Origin of the sequence: Rhizobium sp. RU20A (assembly GCF_900155885.1) — a bacterium.
Taxonomy (GTDB): Bacteria; Pseudomonadota; Alphaproteobacteria; order Rhizobiales; family Rhizobiaceae; genus RU20A.
In genome coordinates, this window is the sequence record NZ_FTMB01000001.1 from 1,177,820 (window position 1) to 1,194,008 (window position 16,189).

Annotated in this window: 14 protein-coding genes; 3 read left to right on the plus strand and 11 right to left on the minus strand. The window is 64.5% G+C overall.

Annotated elements, in window-relative coordinates; translation table 11 throughout:
• Positions 1 to 10: 10 nt before the first annotated feature.
• Positions 11 to 781, plus strand: coding sequence for a ribonuclease (locus F3H41_RS05710; protein ID WP_188129349.1), 771 nt, complete (start codon positions 11 to 13; stop codon positions 779 to 781).
• A 62-nt stretch (positions 782 to 843) separates the two neighbouring features.
• Here F3H41_RS05710 and F3H41_RS05715 read toward each other — a convergent pair whose 3' ends face one another.
• Positions 844 to 1,182, minus strand: a complete 339-nt coding sequence (locus F3H41_RS05715; protein WP_149737617.1) for a TIGR01244 family sulfur transferase — start codon at positions 1,180 to 1,182, stop codon at positions 844 to 846.
• Positions 1,183 to 1,405: 223 nt separating this feature from the next.
• Positions 1,406 to 2,209: a DUF4432 family protein gene (locus F3H41_RS05720; RefSeq protein ID WP_244616081.1), complete on the minus strand. Its 804-nt coding sequence runs from the start codon at positions 2,207 to 2,209 to the stop codon at positions 1,406 to 1,408.
• 496 nt (positions 2,210 to 2,705) lie between these two features.
• On the opposite strand from F3H41_RS05720, the gene F3H41_RS05725 reads away from it, so the two are divergent.
• Positions 2,706 to 4,124 (plus strand): L,D-transpeptidase, encoded by a 1,419-nt coding sequence (locus F3H41_RS05725; RefSeq protein WP_149737619.1) that lies wholly within the window; start codon positions 2,706 to 2,708, stop codon positions 4,122 to 4,124.
• A gap of 476 nt (positions 4,125 to 4,600) precedes the next feature.
• The gene (locus F3H41_RS05730; protein ID WP_149737620.1) at positions 4,601 to 5,890 is read left to right on the plus strand and encodes an FAD-binding oxidoreductase; all 1,290 of its coding nucleotides are present in this window, start codon (positions 4,601 to 4,603) and stop codon (positions 5,888 to 5,890) included.
• An 83-nt stretch (positions 5,891 to 5,973) separates the two neighbouring features.
• Here the strand turns inward: F3H41_RS05730 and F3H41_RS05735 are convergent, their stop codons facing one another.
• The 9 genes from F3H41_RS05735 to F3H41_RS05775 form a co-directional block, all read right to left on the minus strand.
• On the minus strand, positions 5,974 to 7,491 hold the full coding sequence (locus F3H41_RS05735; RefSeq protein ID WP_149737621.1) for a globin-coupled sensor protein: 1,518 nt from the start codon (positions 7,489 to 7,491) through the stop codon (positions 5,974 to 5,976).
• A gap of 199 nt (positions 7,492 to 7,690) precedes the next feature.
• Positions 7,691 to 8,404 (minus strand): ParA family protein, encoded by a 714-nt coding sequence (locus F3H41_RS05740; RefSeq protein ID WP_149737622.1) that lies wholly within the window; start codon positions 8,402 to 8,404, stop codon positions 7,691 to 7,693.
• 237 nt (positions 8,405 to 8,641) lie between these two features.
• Entirely contained in the window at positions 8,642 to 9,388 is a 747-nt protein-coding gene (locus tag F3H41_RS05745; RefSeq protein ID WP_149737623.1) for a ParA family protein, read from the minus strand.
• Positions 9,389 to 9,659: 271 nt separating this feature from the next.
• Entirely contained in the window at positions 9,660 to 10,805 is a 1,146-nt protein-coding gene (locus F3H41_RS05750; protein WP_149737624.1) for an iron-containing alcohol dehydrogenase, read from the minus strand.
• Positions 10,805 to 12,187, minus strand: a complete 1,383-nt coding sequence (locus tag F3H41_RS05755) for an aldehyde dehydrogenase family protein (protein WP_149737625.1) — start codon at positions 12,185 to 12,187, stop codon at positions 10,805 to 10,807. Before F3H41_RS05755 ends, F3H41_RS05750 begins: the two co-directional genes overlap by 1 nt.
• A 16-nt stretch (positions 12,188 to 12,203) precedes the next feature.
• Entirely contained in the window at positions 12,204 to 12,623 is a 420-nt protein-coding gene (locus F3H41_RS05760; protein WP_244616082.1) for a type II toxin-antitoxin system VapC family toxin, read from the minus strand.
• Complete coding sequence (locus F3H41_RS05765) at positions 12,592 to 13,059, minus strand: helix-turn-helix transcriptional regulator (protein WP_149737626.1); 468 nt, start codon at positions 13,057 to 13,059, stop codon at positions 12,592 to 12,594. Before F3H41_RS05765 ends, F3H41_RS05760 begins: the two co-directional genes overlap by 32 nt.
• A gap of 62 nt (positions 13,060 to 13,121) precedes the next feature.
• On the minus strand, positions 13,122 to 14,489 hold the full coding sequence (locus tag F3H41_RS05770; protein ID WP_149737627.1) for a glutamine synthetase family protein: 1,368 nt from the start codon (positions 14,487 to 14,489) through the stop codon (positions 13,122 to 13,124).
• Positions 14,490 to 14,561: 72 nt separating this feature from the next.
• Positions 14,562 to 16,082, minus strand: coding sequence for an amino acid permease (locus tag F3H41_RS05775; RefSeq protein ID WP_149737628.1), 1,521 nt, complete (start codon positions 16,080 to 16,082; stop codon positions 14,562 to 14,564).
• Positions 16,083 to 16,189 lie beyond the last annotated feature (107 nt).

The window sequence follows — 16,189 nt, forward strand, 5'->3', positions numbered from 1 at the left end:
AGATGGTCCCATGAAGCGCATGCCTTTCCCGGCGGCAATGGCTGCCTGCGTCCTGCTGATCCTATCTCTGGCGCCGGGGACCACCCGCGCGGCCGAGCCGGAGCCGCCCGTGAAAACCGCGCTGATCCTCTCGGTCAGCTGGCAGCCGGGCTTTTGCGAAACGCGCCGCAGCCGCACCGAATGCCGCAGCGAGCAGGCGGAGAGCTTTGAAGCCACGCATTTCACCCTGCACGGCCTGTGGCCCATGCGGCAAAGCTATTGCGGGGTGGACGAGGCGACGAAAGCGCTGGACAAGACCGGCAAATGGACCGATCTCGCGCCGCTGACACTCACAGCCGCCAATGCCGCCACGCTTGATGCCCGCATGCCCGGCCGCCGCTCCGGTCTCGACCGCCACCAGTGGGTCAGAAGCGGAAGCTGCACGGGCCTGACGCCCGACGACTATTTTGCGCTGCAGGACACTTTTCTCGAAAAGCTGAATGCCTCGCCCGTGCTTGCGTTGTTTCGCAGCCGGAGCGGACAGATCGTCACCGCCGCCGAGGTGCGCAGCGCCTTCGATCAGGGCTTCGGCCCGGGCGCAGGTCAGCGCCTGCGCCTCACCTGCCGCAAGGCCGGGGATCGCCAACTCGTGACCGGCCTGACGATCGGCCTTGGCGCCCTTGCTCAGCCTGCGGCAGCGACACCGCTCGCAGACCTCGTCCTCAAGGCCGCCGCAACGTCGGAAAAATGCACGCAGGCAATCGTCGACGCTGCCGGGCTCCAAGCGCCGGCAACACGGTGACAGGGTTGGTTATCCCAAACGTGACCGAGCGAAGACAGATAGCGGCTGATGGGGACGAAGGATCAGCTGCGCAGATGCTCGGTCTGCTGGTAGATCGCAGTGGACCGGGCACCGGAACGGCAATAGCCGAGCATCGGACGCGGCAGCGTGTCGAGCGCGTCGACCATGGCATGGACCGCATCGGCAGTCACACCCATGGGTCCGACCGGGATGTGGGTGATTTCGAGGCCGAGGGCTCCCGCACGGGCGGCGATTTCGGAAAATTCCGGCTGGCCGGGCTGTTCGTGGTCCGGCCGGTGGCAGACCAGCGACTTGAAGCCGAGCGACTTGATCGTGTCGAGGTCCTCGGCCGTGATCTGGCCGGTAACGGAATAGTCGTCGTTGATCGCGCGAATGTCCATGTGTGCCCTTCCCGACGGTCGCCAATAAACAGAACCGGGCTGCGGCTCTTCCCCTGGGGTCCGCCAAAGCCTCGTGCTGGCGGAGATGTAAGGCCGCCAGCGCCCGCCGTCAATCACGCCGGCATGCGCCCGCCCGCCCGCCCCCGGGGGACCGCCGGCGCTTGCCGAAGGGATGCCGGCGTTCCCCTTGGCAGTGCGGCCGTCACCGTCCCCGTGGCAGGACTCACACCATCCGGAAGGCGATCGAATAGTGCCGGCTCTCTCCCGGCGCAAGCAAGGTCAGTTCGCCGCTCTCGATGAGGTCGGGACGTCCGGCGAGCCGATGCGACGCGGGCTCGATCGAGAAGACATGACCGCCCTTCAACTGCGAGCGCCACAGTTGCAACCAGGGAAGACCGTCGGCCGGGAAGCGGACGGCGAGCGTGCGCCCGGAGAGCATGCGGATCGGCCCGAGCGCGACAGTCACGAAACCGTCCGCAGCAAGGGTCGGCCTTGTATCGAGACACAGGTGCGCGCGCTCCCCCTCCCCAAATCGCCAGCCGCGGGGCTGCGCCCCGAGCGCTGCCGCCTCGACATGCGTTTCGTCGTCAAAGAGCCAGGAGCCGAGATTGAGGTGATACATCCACATCGGGCGAAAGGCACACTCGCCCGTATTGGTCAGCCGGTCGTCGATCGTCACGAAGCCATCGGCGGCGGTCCGGATGCACCGTTCCAGCGTCGCCTCGCCGCCCTCCGCCAGTGCGACCACCGTGGTGGCGCGGCAGATCGGCCCGTCCGGCCCCGCCTCGATCGCGGCCTCGGCAACCGCCGTGCCCGGCAGGGAGCCGTGCAGGGGATAGGCGCCTTCGCCGCGATCGAAGGGCTCGGGATGGCGAATGTGATCGGGCCCGCAGGTGAAGAGGAAACCCTTGAGCAGCCGGGCAATGCGCGGCTCCTCGCCGGCAGGAATGTCTTTGCCGGGTGCAATATCGATCCCGTCGACCAGGAAAGCGGCGATATCGAGGGTCGAATGACGGTTGAGGCGCACCTGCCCGCCGGGCGAAGAAGGGGCGTGCGCTGGCGCAGGCGCGTCCGTGTGACGTGGCGCCCGATCCTCATGCGACGGAGCGCCGCCGCCGTGCGAAACGGTGCGCGCCCCTTCGCACTGAGCCCTCTCCGCGGCAGCACCCCCAACCTCACGCGGCTGTTCACGCACCTGTGTACATCCCTTTGCGCATTCGACCCGCCTCTGCCTTTGCACGCCCGGTCGCGGCCTTTGCCCGACCGCGCAGCGCGTGGAGGCGCCCATCCGGTGGCGTCCGCAGCATGTTTTCGCCGGAGCCGGCAGGCCGCGAAAGGCGTCACCAGCCGGGTCCGCCTTCACCCGCAGACCATTCTTCGGTATAAGCCGCAACCAAGCGATTTAGCAAAGCGTTTACCGTGAGTTCAGCTTTTTCACATTAACGTCCAAATTCGCTTGTAGCGCAAGTTGTGAACCCGAGAGTACAGGTCCCGCCGTGACATCCATCCGACGCAAGAGCCTCATGCTTCTGACCGCCGCGAGCCTGCTCGCGCTTGGCGCCGGCGGCGCCGGTGCGCAATCGGCGACCGGTAACATGCTGCTGGTGACGCCGGATGGCGAGATTCTGGATTACGTCCCTGAAGGTCCCGACATCCAGGTCCAGCGCGACCGCCGCGGCCGCACCGTCTTCGTCGACAACTGGGGCAATGTGATTGCCACCGTCATGCCGAACCGGCAGGTTCGCCAGCCCGATATCTATGATGAGGGTGGTCGTCGCTACGGCTACGCGCAGCGCGACCCCTATTACGGTCCCGAAGCGACGGACGCCTATGGAGCCCCCATCTATGGCGAGCCTTCCTATCGCGAACCCGGCGCCGTCACCGGTTCCGTCCCTCGTTACCGCGAACCCGCGCCCGTTGCAGTCGAGCGCGAGCCGCTGCCTGCCTATGACGCGGACACGGCCGCGCTGGGCGGCGGCGCGCCGACCGATGACAGCAGCACCGACTTTTCTGACCCTTCCGGCTCCGGCGCGGTGATCGAACAGACGCAGCCTGGCCGAACCCTGTCCTTCCCGCCGGCCGCCGCCATCACCAAGAAGTCGAGCTTCGAGATCACGGCCCTGCAGGTCTTCCTCGACCGCGAGGGCTTTTCGCCCGGCGTGATCGACGGCAAGATGGGCTCGAACGTCACCAAGGCGATCGAAGCCTTCCAGCAGGCGACCGGCGAAACGCTCGATCCCAACAACACCGAAGCCATCCTGGAGCGGCTGCGCCTCAACGGCGGCATGCCGATCACCAGCTATACGATCACGGCGGCCGACGCGGCCGGCCCCTATGTGGCCTCGATCCCCGAGGATTACGCCCACAAGGCGGCGCTGCCGGCCCTTTCCTTCACCTCGACCTCGGAAATGCTCGCGGAGCGCTTCCACATGGACGAAGCCTTTCTGAAGGAACTCAATCCGGGCGTCGATTTCACCGTGCCCGGCACCACGATCAAGGTCATCAGCCCCGGCGCAAACCGCACCGGCAAGGTCGCCAAGATCCTTGCCGACAAGGGCCGTAAGCAGGTTCTGGCCTATGATGCCGAAGACCGGCTGATCGCCGCCTATCCGGCATCGATCGGCTCGGCCGACACGCCCTCCCCCTCCGGTACCGTGACGGTGGAGCGCATCGCCTTCAATCCGGGCTACACCTACAATCCGAAGATCAACTTCAAGCAGGGCAACAACGACAAGGTCCTCGCCATTCCGCCGGGCCCGAACGGCCCCGTCGGCACAGTCTGGATCGCGCTGTCGAAGCCGACCTACGGCATTCACGGCACGCCCGAACCTTCGAAGATCGGCAAGACCCAGAGCCACGGTTGCATCCGCCTCACCAACTGGGACGCCACCGAACTCGGCAAGATGGTCAGCCCCGGCGTCACCGTCGAATTCATCGACTGAGCCGGGCCAGGATTCGGATATTCCGGCGAAACCGGAATTCCGCATGCTCCTTCTTCTTGTGTGCGCCGGTCCTTGACGCAGGACCGCGCGCGCGCCTTTGCCAGGCAGGCTGTCCCGACGCCACGCCACACCGGTCCGCTTTGAAGGCAGCGAGGAGTGTGGTTGCGTGTTTTCGCGTTTCGGAGAGCGTCGGCGCAAGCAACCGATTGGCCCCGCACTCCGCAACGACCTTGCACGCACCCCGACAGGCGATAAACTCATGCCGAATTGTCATGAGCAGGACGCGCCCCGCCTGCGCTACAGCTTGTGACACGGCGTCATCCAAACCGAAGGAAGCGGCGGCGCGATGCGCAAATGCCGGACGGTTCCTTGATCAGCGGCTGGAAGAGGCGGCGACTGACGACATCAATTTCCCGCTGCGTCGTGCCGCGCCCGCGCCGCCGACCCGCCGCGCGGCATCATAAGGCACGGCTACCATGGCTCCCCCACGCGCCCAGCAGAATCTCTGGCAGGCGACCGCTCCCGCCGCCCCGACCACCCAGCCCTTGGCCGGGGACCTCACCGTGGATGTCGCCGTCATCGGCGGCGGCTATACCGGGCTTTCGGCTGCGCTGCACCTTGCGGAAAAAGGCGTCTCGGTCGCGCTCGCTGAGGCGATGACGATCGGCCACGGGGGCTCGGGCCGCAATGTCGGCCTCGTCAATGCCGGCATGTGGGTCAAGCCGAAGGACCTGATCGGAACGCTTGGCGAAAGCGAGGGGGATCGCCTGCTGACGGCGCTCGGAGACGGTCCCTCGCTGGTCTTCGACCTCATCGAGCGGCACGGCATCGATTGCGAGGCGGTGCGCAATGGCACGCTGCACATGGCAATCGGCAAGGAGGGGTTGAAGGACATCCGGGACCGCGAGGCGCAGTGGCAGGCCCGCGGCGCGCCGGTCAGCGTCGTCGGGGCCGATGAGGCGCAGCGACTGACGGGCGCCGAAGGTTTTGCCGGCGCCCTCCTCGACAAGCGCGCCGGCACGGTGCAGCCGCTCGCCTATGCCCGCGGTCTTGCCCACGCGGCGATTGCCGCCGGGGCAAAGCTCTTCACCAATACCCCGCTCACCGCAGCGACGCCGACAGGAACGGGCTGGTCGCTCAGCTTCCCGGGCGGGCGCATCACCGCCGCCAAGGTCATCCTTGCCACCAATGCCTATGGCAGCCTCGTCGCCTCCGCGCCATGGCAGGCCCATGTCAGCGAACTGACCCCGCTCGGCTATTTCCAGTTCGCGACCCAGCCGCTCTCCGGAAATCTCGCGGCAACGATCCTTCCGGAACGCCAGGGCTGCTGGGACACCGGCATGGTCATGACCTCCTTCCGGCTCGACAGACAGAACCGCATGATCTTCGGCAGCATCGGCAATCTCGATGCCATCGCCGAAGGCACGCACCGCGCCTTTGCGCAGCGTGCCCTCGCCAAGCTCTTCCCGCAGATCGGTCCCGTGCGCTTCGAATACTGGTGGGATGGACGCATCGGCATGACGACGACGAACCTGCCGCGCCTGCACGAACAGGCTCCGGGCGTCATCTCCGTGAGCGGTTACAATGGCCGCGGCATTTCACCGGGCTCCGTCTTCGGCAAGGCGCTGGCAGCCCATGTGACGGGTGAGACGAGCGCCATTCCGCTGGCGCCGACGCCGGTGGTGCCTGACCCCTGGAGACAGGCACGCGCCCTCGCCCTCGGCCTTGGCTCCAAGGCCAAGCACATGATCGACCATCGGTTCTGAGGCAGATTGCGCAACACGCGCCGCAGACATGCCCCCGGCGCCACAGCTAATGCGCTTGAAATGTCGAAGCGCCGTTCAGCGCCTCACGCCACCTGCCGGTAGCCCGGTGCAGACGCTGCGCCCGTGGTGCGGAACGCCCGCAGGCGAGTGGCGATCTGTTCGGATTCGCTCGTCAGCGCCTGGCTGGCAGCATTGGCCTGCTCCACCATGGCGGCGTTCTGCTGGGTGATCTGGTCCATCTGCCGCACGGCGCTGTTGACGGCCTGAAGGCCCGTCGCCTGCTCGGCGGTGGAGGCGCGGATCTGGCTGAAGACCGCGGACACTTCCACCACCTGCTGCACGATGCGATTAAGCGAATCGGCAACCTGGTTGACGGAACTGACGCCATCCTCGACCTGCTGCTGCGATTTTGCGATCAGCGCCTGGATGTCCTTGGCAGCGTCCGCGCAGCGCTGCGCCAGTGCCCGCACTTCGGCGGCAACGACGGCAAAGCCGCGGCCGGCCTCCCCGGCGCGCGCGGCCTCGATGCCGGCATTCAGCGCCAGAAGGTTGGTCTGGAAGGCGATTTCGTCGATCACGCCGACGATCTTGCCGATGCTGGCCGAGCTTTCCTGAATGTCGGTCATCACCTCGATGGCGTGCTCGACCACCGAACCGCTTTCCTCGGCATTGCCACGGGCGGCCATGACAAGCGAATTGGCCTGGTCGGCGCCTTCGGCCGTCTGGCGCACAGTGCGCGTCACCTGCTCGACGGCCGCTGCGGTTTCCTCAAGGCTTGCGGCCTGCCGCTCGGTGCGGCGCGCCAGATCGTCGGCGGCGGTGGCGATTTCCTTCGCGCCGATATGGATCTGGCTGGCGCCGGCGCCGATGCCGCCAATGGCGCGGGCAAGATCGGCGATCGCCGCGTTGAAATTGTCACGCAGTCCGGCATAGGCTGGCGGCAGATCGGCCGTAATGCGGGCCGTCAGGTCGCCTTCGGAGATGCGCTGGATGGCGGCGCCAAACCCTTCGGTCACCGTCTGGCGCTCGGCATCCTGAACCTGATCGGCCACCTTCTCCTGTAGCGAACTGTCCACCGCCTCGTTATAGACGGAAATGGCGATGTCCATGTCGAGCATCAGGCCCTTGATCACGGCCGCAAGCCGCTTCGCCATCACCTCCGGTCCCTCATCCTTGCCGGCGAAGAGGCCGCGCTTGGGCCAATGCGCCTTGAGGATCTCGGTCACGAGATGTTCGGCAATCATCGCATAGCCGCCAATGTACCAGCGCGGCTCGAGGCCGATGCGGGCATGGATGCGGCCGATCTTGCTCACCCGTTCCGCGTAGCTTGAATCGAACTGGCCGGTGGAGAGCGCTGCCCAGTGACCGACCTGGGCGGCCTTGGCGCCCGCCATATGCGTGTCGGAGGCAAAGAAATGCGAAACCTCGGGCGTCTCGCGGATCCGGCGGTAAAACAGGTCGAGCGCCGTCGGCATCGCTTTTTCAAGAACCGGACGGAGCGCGACGAGCGCATTGCGGGTCTCATCATCCAGACCCATGAAGGACAGTCGTCCCTGCATGTCGGTTGCCTTGCCGCGCGCGTTTGCCGTGTCCATTGCCATGCTGGTTTTCCCCGATGCCCTTCCCTCGGCCGCGGCTCCCCCAAGAGCCGGGCCGCGACGCCATGCCCGTGGCGCCTGATCTCTGAACGTTAGTCAAGCATGGTAAAGGAATGCTTAGTTTAAGTGGCGACTTTCCGATGTGAAAAGGCCGGCATTGCCCCCGCAACGCCGGCCTCACATATCGAATGACGCGAATGGATCACGCCGCGCGCGACGGGAGCCAGGTGCGGCGGGTGAAACTGCTGGCGGCCCGGACGGGCACGAGCCGCATCACTTCGGCCGCGAAGGCAGCGGCATTCTCGCGCGCCTTGGCAATGTTGCCAGACCCCTTCTCGTCCATCATCTGCAGCGTACCGCCGAGCTCGAATAGATCGCGATAGGCGGTGCGCTCGACAATCGCCGTGTCGAGGACATTGACGCCGCGGCTGGCCAGCAGGGACTTGATGACCTGCATGGCGCGGGTCGTGACGATCGAGTTGACGCGGGTCAGCACGACGGAATGGGCAATGGTGATGCCATCGCGCGCTTTCATCTGCTGCAGGATTTCCAGAACCTGCGCCGCACCGCGCGCGTCCATGGCGCAGCCCTGGACCGGGATGAGCACATGATCGGAAAGGCCGAGAGCCGTTGCCAACAACGTGTCGCGCTGGCCGGCGAGATCGATGATGAAGACATCCACCGCGTCCTTCATCTCGCGGATATGGGTTTGCAGCGACGATGGCGTGACATGCGAGATGACGGTGACGTTGGCCACTGCACCGGAGACCTCGGACCAGCTCGTGATCCACTTCTGCGGGTCGCCATCGAGAATGGCCACGCGCTTGCCCTGCCGCGCACAGTCCATTGCAAGAAGAAGTGCCGCCGTCGTCTTGCCGGCACCGCCCTTAGTGTTGGCGAAGGAGATAACCGCCATTTCAAATGCCTCGCTGCTTGGAGCCCCAGCCCGTCATTGCTGTTCCGGCACATCCTGTCCCTCATGGCGGCCGTTAACAAAGTCTTTCACGAGATGGTTAACAAAACGGAAAACCGGGCACCCGAGAAATGGTTAAGGGAACCCCCAAATCCTTGTATTTCGGCAAGAAATCGCCGCCTCGGCCTCCCGAACTCTAGGGAGGCGAGCAGCCTTATTGTCTGGTGGGGAAGATGGATGTTAACGAAGAGCGGCGTCGGCGAGATCCGGGCGCGACTGACGGAAACACAGCGAAGAGAAGGGTGCAGGCTTGCGTCCCTCTCCGCCCGCATCAAGCATGGCGAGCACATCATCGGCAAACTGGGCGGCGTTGCAGCGCGCATTGGCGATGTTGCCGCCGAGCGCGGCAGGAAGTGTGGCAAGGGCGCCGCCATGGTCGAACACGGCGCGGTAGGCTCCCCGTTCCACCAGGGGCGTATCAAGCACCTGCACCCTGGCGGCCCGCAGCGTCTCGATGGCATGGCGCAGCGACCGCGTCGCGGCGATGGGGCTGACACGGCTGAGAAGAATGGCCTGGCGCACCGGGGCCTGGGCGTTCTGGGCGACATACCGCACCAGTTCCAGCGCCCGCGAAGCGCCTCTGGCATCCATGGCAGAACCTTGAAGCGGCACAAGCACAAGATCGGAAAGGCCGAAACACATGGCCGCCAGAACATCGCTGGCACCCGAGAGATCGATGACCGTGACGCCGGTGTTCTCGCTGAGGCGGCGCAGGAGGTTGGGAAGCCCGGCGGTGGTGATGTTGCCAAAGACCGGCGGCTGATCGGCGGAACGCTCCAGCAGCCGCCATTGCGTCAGGTGGCCCTGCGGATCGCAGTCGAGCAGGGCAACCGTTTCTCCCCGCCCCGCAAGCTCTGTCGCCAGCAGCAGCGAGGCCGTCGTCTTGCCCGATCCACCCTTCATGTTGGCAATGCCAACAACGCGCATTGATTTCACTTTCCCGCCCGGAGCGACTTACCACCTAAGCCCGCCCGAGGCCCCTTCCCGAAGCAGTCGTCTATGGCGAACATGAGACGGAATTAATACGTATTTTGCAAGTCATAAAATTAGCCGGCAAAACTCTGTATCGTCAAAAGCCCCATCGGCAGCCTTGCCGCACAGGACATTGGCATGCCCCAATATAAAAATGCGCCGCGCAATCGGATGATTGCGCGGCGCCTTGATCGACGATTGCCAGAGGGGAAATGCCCTCGGCCGATCAGATCGTTTCGTGAAACAGTGCCTTGGCAGCATCGAGCGTCAGCTCGACGGGATTGCCGCCGGCCGTCGGATCGACGATCGCCATCGCGGCCATCTCGTCGATACGGTCGGTGCCGACACCGAGCGCCGAGAGCTTTTCGGGAATGCCAAGCTCGGCGCGCAGCGACACGACATAGTCCGCAAAGCCGTCAAAACCGCCGGAGATGCCGAGATACGCGGCCGCGGCCGCAATCTTCTCCTCGATCGCCGGGCGGTTGAAGGCAAGCACGGCCGGCATGACCACGGCATTGGTGGTGCCGTGATGCGTATTGTATAGCGCACCGACCGGGTGGGACAGCGAATGGATGGCGCCGAGCCCCTTCTGGAAGGCGACAGCGCCCATGGCGGCGGCCGACATCATGTTGGCGCGTGCCTCGATATCCGTGCCGTCCTTGAAGGCGCGCGGCAGGTATTCCTTCACCAGCCGCATGCCTTCCAGCGCGATGCCGGCCGACATCGGATGGTAGAAGGGCGAGGAATAGGCTTCGAGGCAATGGGCGAACGCATCCATGCCGGTGCCGGCGGTGATCGCCTTCGGCATGCCGACCGTGAGTTCCGGATCGCAGATCGTGACGGCGGGCAGGAACTTCGGGTGGAAGATCACCTTCTTCGTATGCGTCTCGGAATTGGTGATGACCGAGGCGCGGCCGACTTCGGAGCCGGTGCCGGCCGTGGTCGGAACCGCGATGATCGGGGCGATGCCCTCGACCGAAGCGCGGGTCCACCAGTCGCCGATATCCTCGAAGTCCCAGACCGGGCGCGTCTGGCCGGCCATGAAGGCGACGGCCTTGCCGAGATCGAGGCCGGAGCCGCCGCCGAACGCAATCACACCGTCATGGCCGCCGTCCTTGAAGGCCTTGACGCCCGCGGCGAGGTTCACATCGTTCGGGTTTGGATCGACATCGGCGAAGATCGCCCGGCCGAGGCCGGCCGCTTCGAGCACGTCGAGCGCCCCTTGCGTGATCGGCATCGACGCCAGGCCGCGATCGGTGACGAGCAGCGGCTTCTTCATGCCGACAGACTTGCAGTGATCGGCGAGTTCCTTGATGCGGCCCGCGCCGAACTTGATGGCAGTCGGGTAGCTCCAGTTTGCGGTAATGCTCATCAGAGTGCTTTCCTGAAGTGATAGGATTTCGGACGGGTCAGGTTGTGGAAGCCGATGACGGAGAGCGAGCCGCCGCGGCCCGTTTCCTTCACGCCGGTCCAGCAGAGCGCCGGATCGAGATAGTCGGCGCGGTTCATGAAGACGGTGCCGGTTTCGAGATCGGCAGCCAGACGGTCCGCGCGCTCGGCATCCTTTGTCCAGAGCGAAACCGTCAGGCCATATTTGCAGTCGTTCATCAGCGACAGAGCTTCTTGGTCGCTCTTGACCTTCATGATGCCAACGGCCGGGCCGAAGGTTTCCTCGGTCATGAAGTCCATGGAGTGATCGACATCGACGAGCACCTGCGGCGCGACATAGGCGCCGCCATCATCGGCCGGGAAAAGCTTGGGATCGACCAGAGCCTTCGCGCCCTTGGCGACGGCATCGGCGATCTGCTGACGCACGACAGCGGCAAAACGCTTGTGCGCCATCGGCCCCAGCGTCGTCTCCTGCTCCAGGGGATTGCCGAGCTTGTAGTTCGACACCCAGGCGACAGACTTTTCCACGAAGGCGTCGTAGAGGCTCTCATGCACGTAGACGCGCTCGATGCCGCAGCAGCACTGGCCGGAATTGTAGGTCGCACCATCCATCAGCGTATCGACGGCAGCGTCGAGATCGGCATCCTCCATCACATAGCCCGGATCCTTGCCGCCGAGCTCGAGGCCGAGCCCGGTGAACGTGCCGGCCGCTGCCCGCTCGATCGAGCGCCCGCCTTCGACCGAACCAGTGAAGTTGATGAAGTCGAAGCTCTTCTCGGCGATCAGCGCCGATGTCGTGGCGTGGTCGAGGAAGATGTTCTGGAACACGTCCTCGGGAACGCCGGCCTCGTTAAAGGCGCGCACCATGCGCTCGCCGACCAGCAGCGTCTGCGCCGCATGCTTGATGATGACGGTATTCCCAGCCATCAGCGCCGGCGCGATCGTGTTGATCGCGGTCATGTACGGGTAGTTCCAGGGCGCGATGACGAACACCACGCCATGCGCCTCGCGCACGATGCGGCGCTCGAAGCGGTCGCTCTCCTCCACCATGATGGGCGCCAGCGAAGACGCAGCGATGTCGGCGACATAGTTGGAGCGCTCGTTGAAGCCCTTGAACTCGCCGCCATAGCGCACCGGACGGCCCATCTGCCAGGCCAGCTCGGGCACGACCTCATCCACCATCTCGTTCAGGCGGGCGACGCCCTTCAGCACCAGCTGGACGCGCTCTTCCAGCGGCCGCTTCGCCCATGCCTTCTGCGCCTTGCGGGCGCGGGCGACCACGGCGCGGGCCGCCTCCGGGCTTGCAGCCGGCCGCTCGGCATAGACCGAGCCGTCCACCGGCGAAATGCATTGTATCATCGTCATCGTTCACTGCTCCAGTTCAACAGGCCAGAACCTTCACGTGGCCTGCCGCGCCATAGGCGAGAATTGCCCGGTCGCGGGTTATCAGGGTTAAGTCGTTTTCGCGCGCGGTTGCGACAAGAATGCGGTCAGCGGGATCGGCGTGTATCGGCGACGGCAGAAAGGAGGAGGCGACGAGGATGGATGGCGACGCCGCAAGCACGGCAATACCCTTCTCATCGACGAAGTTCCCAAACCAGTCGATGGGCGACCGCGTCAAATTCAGCCTCCCCTTCGCCACCAGCAGCCCGATTTCCCAGGCGCTGATCGCCGACACGAAATGCTCTGCCTCGTCCGTTTCCAGCGCCTGCCGCGCCTCTGCCGCGATCACGGCTTGAGGCTGAGAAAGATAGATCATGAAGCACGTGTCAAAAACGAAACGTTTTGTCATGGTCTTCATCATAAACCCGTGCCCAGTCCGGATCGGCCGGCTCCGTGAGATCGACACCCGGCATCACCGTAACCGTTCCTGCCATCTTGCTGCGGATACGCTCGAAAAAGCTCAAAGACGTATCGCTGCCCTGAGGAGAAGTCCGGCCACCTGACCGGTGCTCCGGCCGGATGGCGCGAACCATCTCCATCTCGCTTCCCATGGCAAAGGGCTCCTGCCCCGGCTCCGAAAAGCCTGTTGTCTCGCCCTTCCGGCGCGCCGCTACATCCGCCAGCGGCAGCCCGAAATACGCCGCAATGCCGTCCTGCTCCTCCGCGCTCATCTTCCGCTCGCCTCGCAACATGCGTGAGACCGAACTCGGATCAAGCTCCAGGAAGCGGGCAAGATCGCGCACCGAACCGCCCCTGGCTTCAAGCTGCCGATAGAACCAAGCACTGTCGATCATGAGATAATCTCCACAGACGCTGTGATTATATCATCAACCACATCACGGCCGCAACGCCGCGCTCACGCCCGCTCAAAGCCGCGCGCCACCTCCCAGTCCGTCACCCGGCGGTCATATTCTTCCTGCTCCCACTGCGCCGCGCGGGTGTAGTGATCGATCACCTCGTCGCCGAAGGCCGCGCGCAGCATGGCCGAGCCGGTCATGAAGTCGGTCGCGTGACGCAGCGTCTTTGGAATTTCGCGCACGCCCTTGCCGCCATAGGCATCGCCGACGAAGGCCGGCTCCAGTTCCAGCTTGCCCTCGATGCCGGCAATGCCGGCCGCCAGCAGCGCCGCCATGGCGAGGTAGGGATTGAGGTCGGAGCCGCCGACGCGGCACTCGACGCGGATGCCCTTGGTGTGCGCCCCACACAGGCGATAGCCGGCAGTGCGGTTATCCATGCTCCAGACGGCCTTGGTCGGCGCAAAGGTGCCGGCCATGAAGCGCTTGTAAGAGTTGATGTAGGGCGCCAGGAAATAGGTGATCTCGCTGGCATGGGTCAGAAGGCCGGCCACATAGGACTTCATCAAAGCCGACATGCCGTGTTCATCGTCCTTGTCGTAGAAGAGCGACTTGCCCTCCAGCGACCAGAGCGACTGATGGATGTGCGAGGAGGAGCCGGCGGCCGCGTAGTTCCATTTCGCAAGGAAGGTAATGGCCTTGCCGCGCGACCAGGCGATCTCCTTGCAGCCGTTCTTGATGATCGCGTGCCGGTCCGCCATGGTCAGCGCCTCGGCATAGCGCACGTTGATCTCCTCCTGCCCGGCAGAGGCCTCACCCTTGGAGTTTTCGACGGGAATGCCGGCGCCCTGCAGGCCGTTGCGGATCGCCCGCATCACATCCTCTTCCTTGGTGGTCTGGAAGATGTGGTAGTCCTCGTTATAGCCGCTGACGAGCTTCAGATCCCGGTAGCCGCTCTGGCGGGCCGCATCATAGGTCTGGTCGAAGAGGAAGAATTCGAGCTCGCTCGCCATGAAGGCCTTCATGCCCATGGCCTCGAGACGCTTCACCTGCTTCTTGAGAATGGCGCGCGGCGAATGCGGCACTTCCTCGTGGGTGTGGTGGTCCAGCACATCGCAGAGCACCAGCGCCGTGCCCTCCAGCCAGGGGATGCGCCTGAGCGTCGAAAGGTCCGGCTTCATCGTATAGTCGCCGTAGCCCGCCTCCCAGCTCGTCGACTTGTAACCGGAAACGGTCTCCATCTCCATGTCGGTGGCGAGCAGGTAGTTGCAGCTATGGGTCTCCTCATAGGCGGAGTCGACGAAATACTGCGCGTGAAAACGCTTGCCCATCAGGCGGCCCTGCATGTCGACCAGCACGGCCAGCACCGTGTCGATGCGCCCGTCGGCGACATCCTTCTTGAGGTCCTTGAATGTGTAATCTGCGCTCATGCTCAACCGTCCCTCGGGGTCATCGGTTCGAATGGTGGGAGGCCGCCGCTCGGGCGGCCTCGATGCGGCGGATCAGATCTTGGCGATAACCGGATCGTGATGGGGCTTCTTCTGCTTCTGTTCCATCGCGAACTCCTCCTCCGGCGACAGGATCAGGCGATGACGGCCGACCAGCGCGAAATAGGCGATGGCGACCCCGAACCAGACAGCGACCCACAGCACACCCTTCGAGAAGTTCGGGTCCTGGACCTGGTAGAAGAGCGTGACGATGGCGATCACGATCGTCAGCACGGCGCCGGGAATGCCGAGCGGCGAGCGGAAGGGACGATGGATGTGCGGCAGGTTGCGGCGCAGCAGGATGAAGGAGATCGCCTGCATGATGTAGGAGAACATCGCCCCGAAGACCGCCATGTTGAGCAGCACCGAGCCGATGATGCTGCCGCCCTGTTCGGCGCCCAGCGCAAACCAGATGATCAGCATGACCGCAAGCCCGACCAGCGCGCCGGCCATCATCGCCACATATGGCGTCTTGTACTTCGGATGGGTGACCGACAGGAAGGTCGGGAAATATCCGGCCCGCGAGAGCGAATAGACCTGGCGACCCTGTGCATAAAGGATCGTGTGGAACGACGCGATGAGTCCCGTCAGCGCCACGATGCCGAGCAGCACGACGCCGCTATCGCCATAGATTGCCTTGAAGCCGTCGAGCAGCGGCTCCAGCGCCGAGCCGAGGTGGAAGGAGCCGACGCCCGGCAGCGAGGGATTGAGAAGCACGATCATGAAGGCCGAGAACATCAGCGTCAGCATGCCGAGAATGATGCCCTTCGGCATGTCGCGCTGCGGATCGACTGATTCTTCGGCCGCCAGCGGCAACTGCTCGATGGCCAGGAACAGCCACACCGCAAAAGGCAGCGTCGCGAGAACACCGGAGAAGCCGAAGGGGAACATCGGACCATTGCCTTCAGGCAGTTCGACCGCCGCACCATCCGGCCCGACGCCGATATTGAGCGCCCAGCGCGAGAAATCGATGTGCGGGATGGCGCTCATCCAGAAGAAGGCGAGGACACCGAGCGAAATCAGGGTGATGACGAGGGTCACCTTGAACGACAGCTCAAGCCCGAAGACGTTCAGCGCAAAGAAGATCGCATAGAAGGCGATCCACACCAGCGGCGAATAGACCGGATCGAGCCCGAGGATGGAGTTCACATAGGCCGTGATGAACGTCACGATCACCGCCGGCGTGATCACGTATTCGACATTTTCACAAAGCCCGGTCAGGAACCCGCCCCAAGGACCCATGGCCGTGCGTGCAAAGGAATAGGCCGCTCCGGTATGCGGCAGCGCCGGGCTCATTTCGGCGATCGAGAAGGTGAGGCCGAGATACATGATGGCGATGATGATGCCGGCAACCAGCATGCCGCCCCAGCCACCGGTTGCAAATCCGAAGTTCCAGCCGGAGAAATGCCCGGAAATGACGGCGCCGACACCAAGCGCCCAAAGAGACCAGATACCGGCATAGCGGGAGAGCCCGCGCTTTTCGAAGTAACTGGCATCGGCCTTCTTGTAGCTGACGCCGGACGATGATTGATCCATGCCCTTCTCTCCTGTTTTTAAACGGCGGGACGGTTCAGGTCCGCCTGTTTCCCTCTGCTTTTGCCGCCGGTGGTTGGTCCTCCGGTCTGGCGCATTCTTCCGCGGAC